Source organism: Winkia neuii subsp. neuii DSM 8576, from assembly GCF_000420405.1.
GTDB lineage: Bacteria > Actinomycetota > Actinomycetes > Actinomycetales > Actinomycetaceae > Winkia > Winkia neuii.
In genome coordinates, this window is record NZ_ATUW01000024.1 from 1 (window position 1) to 3,175 (window position 3,175).

A 3,175-nucleotide genomic window follows, 5' to 3' on the forward strand; every position below is an offset into this window, starting at 1 on the left:
AAAAAAGGCAGCCAGCAAAATGTGGAAGCCACGGTATCGGCGGTATGCTTAAGCCCCGCTAAATTATCGGCGCGCAATCACTAAACCAGTGAGCTATTACGCACTCTTTCAAGGATGGCTGCTTCTAAGCCAACCTCCTGGCTGTCACAGCAACTACACATCCTTTCCCACTAAGCACACCCTTAGGGGCCTTAACCGGCGATCTGGGCTGTTTCCCTTTTGACAACGAAGCTTATCCCCCGCTGTCTCACTGCCAAGCAACAGTTTAATGCGCATTCGGAGTTTGGCTGGTCTCAGTAACCAACAAGACCCATCAACCAACCAGTAGCTCTACCTCACACAAACCTAAACTCAACGCTGCACCTAAATGCATTTCGGGGAGAACCAGCTATCACGGAGTTTGATTGGCCTTTCACCCCTACGCACAGTTCATCCCCTCCATTTTCAACTGAAGTGGGTTCGGTCCTCCACCACGTCTTACCATAGCTTCAACCTGACCATGCGTAGATCACCCCGCTTCGGGTCTAGAACACGCGACCAAACGCCCTTATCAGACTCGCTTTCGCTACGACTACCCCACACGGGTTAACCAAGCCACATGCCACTAACTCGCAGGCTCATTCTTCAATAGGCACGCCATCACCCAACAAAACAGGCTCTGACGGCTTGTAAGCGCCCGGTTTCAGGAACTATTTCACTCCCCTCCCGGGGTACTTTTCACCATTCCCTCACGGTACTAATCCACTATCGGTCACAAGTAAGTATTCAGGCTTACCCAGTGGTCTGGGCAGATTCACACGAGATTCCACGAGCCCCGCACTACTCGGGCACCTTTTCCAAACCAGAACAATCATCAAAGACTACACGACTCTCACGCACTACGGCAGGCCATTCCAAACCCTTCACCAAAACAATCATCCCGGAATCCACTCGCCGGCAGACAAGCAACAAAAAGACCCCACAACACCGCACACGCAACCCCTGCCGAGTATCACACGCACACGGTTTAGCCATCATCCGCTTTCGCTCACCACTACTCACGAAATATCTTCTCCTAAGGGTACTAAGATGTTTCACTTCCCCTCGTACCTCCCACACACCTATCAATTCAGCATGCAGTAGCCCCCAAAAAAGAGACTAGGTTACCCCATTCGGAAACCCCCAGATCAACGCTCGCTCGCCAACTCCCCAGGGAATAACGCAGGCCGCCACGTCCTTCATCAGCCACTCGTGCCAAGACATCCACCGAACGCCCATAGCAACTAACAAAACAAGAACAAACCAAAAACAACAAGTTCAAAAACTCGAAAAAAGCATCAACAAAGACACTCACGTCCACTATACAGTTCACAAAACAACCAACCCACAAACCACCAACCCCCAAAAAGAAAGCCAGCAGAAAAGAGCCAGAACCAACAGAATTGATCCAGCACCCGATAGTGTGTCCAAAAACCCTCAAATGTGTGGTCCCATATAAAAACACCAACCCCCAGACCACCAACAACAGCAGCCAAAACAACAGGGGCCAAAAAGTGCTCCTTAGAAAGGAGGTGATCCAGCCGCACCTTCCGGTACGGCTACCTTGTTACGACTTCGTCCCAATCGCTAGCCCCACCTTCGACCACTCCCCCCAAAAAGGTTAGGCCACAGGCTTCGGGTGTTACCAACTTTCGTGACGTGACGGGCGGTGTGTACAAGGCCCGAGAACGTATTCACCGCAGCAATGCTGATCTGCGATTACTAGCGACTCCACCTTCACGCAGTCGAGTTGCAGACTGCGATCCGAACCAAGATGCCCTTTAAGAGATTCGCTCAACCTCACGGAATAGCAACCCTCTGTAGACACCAATGTAGCATGCGTGAAGCCCAAGACATAAGGGGCATGATGATTTGACGTCATCCCCACCTTCCTCCGAGTTAACCCCGGCAGTCTCTCACGAGTCCCCACCCAAACGTGCTGGCAACATGAGACAAGGGTTGCGCTCGTTGCGGGACTTAACCCAACATCTCACGACACGAGCTGACGACAACCATGCACCACCTGCACACCACCCCGAAGGCAACCACATCTCTGCAGTCTCGCGGTGCATGTCAAGCCTTGGTAAGGTTCTTCGCGTTGCATCGAATTAATCCGCATGCTCCGCCGCTTGTGCGGGCCCCCGTCAATTCCTTTGAGTTTTAGCCTTGCGGCCGTACTCCCCAGGCGGGGCACTTAATGCGTTAGCTACGGCGCGGAAACCATGAAACCAGCCCCCACACCTAGTGCCCAACGTTTACAGCATGGACTACCAGGGTATCTAATCCTGTTCGCTCCCCACGCTCTCGCTCCTCAGCGTCAGTAACGGCCCAGTAACCCGCCTTCGCCACCGGTGTTCCTCCTGATATCTGCGCATTCCACCGCTACACCAGGAATTCCAGTTACCCCTACCGCACTCAAGCCTGCCCGTACCCAACGCAAACCCGGGTTAAGCCCGAGCCTTAAACGCTAGACGCGACAAACCGCCTACGAGCCCTTTACGCCCAATAATTCCGGACAACGCTCGCGCCCTACGTATTACCGCGGCTGCTGGCACGTAGTTAGCCGGCGCTTCTTTACCCACTACCATCAACAAGGCCAAAACCCTGCCTTTTCCGCAGGCGAAAGGAGTTTACAACCCGAAGGCCTTCATCCCCCACACGACGTCGCTGCATCAGACTTGCGTCCATTGTGCAATATCCCCCACTGCTGCCTCCCGTAGGAGTCTGGGCCGTATCTCAGTCCCAGTGTGACCGACCACCCTCTCAGGCCGGCTACCCGTCAAAGCCTTGGTAAGCCATCACCCCACCAACAAGCTGATAAGCCGCGAGCCCATCCCAATCCAGAAAAAACCTTTCCCAACAACCCCATGCGAGGAAGCCGGAACATCCAGTATTAGACCCAGTTTCCCAGGCTTATCCCAAAGAAAAGGGCAGGTTACTCACGTGTTACTCACCCGTTCGCCACTCTCACCAAAAGTGCAAGCACCAATGGATCCCGTTCGACTTGCATGTGTTAAGCACGCCGCCAGCGTTCGTCCTGAGCCAGGATCAAACTCTCCAAACAAAAACATTCAGAAAACACCCAAAAAAGGGCAATCCCAACCAAAAAAACAAAAAACAGACTCACACAACCAAAAAAGAAGTGCAAAGCCCACAC

At 53.0% G+C, this 3,175-nt stretch carries 2 rRNA genes; both read right to left on the reverse strand.

Annotated features, from left to right (window positions below):
* Window positions 1-1,269 (reverse strand): 23S ribosomal RNA (locus tag G437_RS11530); the annotation flags it as partial.
* A 274-nt stretch (window positions 1,270-1,543) separates the two neighbouring features.
* Window positions 1,544-3,082: ribosomal RNA gene (locus G437_RS0110320) — 16S ribosomal RNA — on the reverse strand.
* Between the last annotated feature and the right edge of the window lie 93 nt (window positions 3,083-3,175).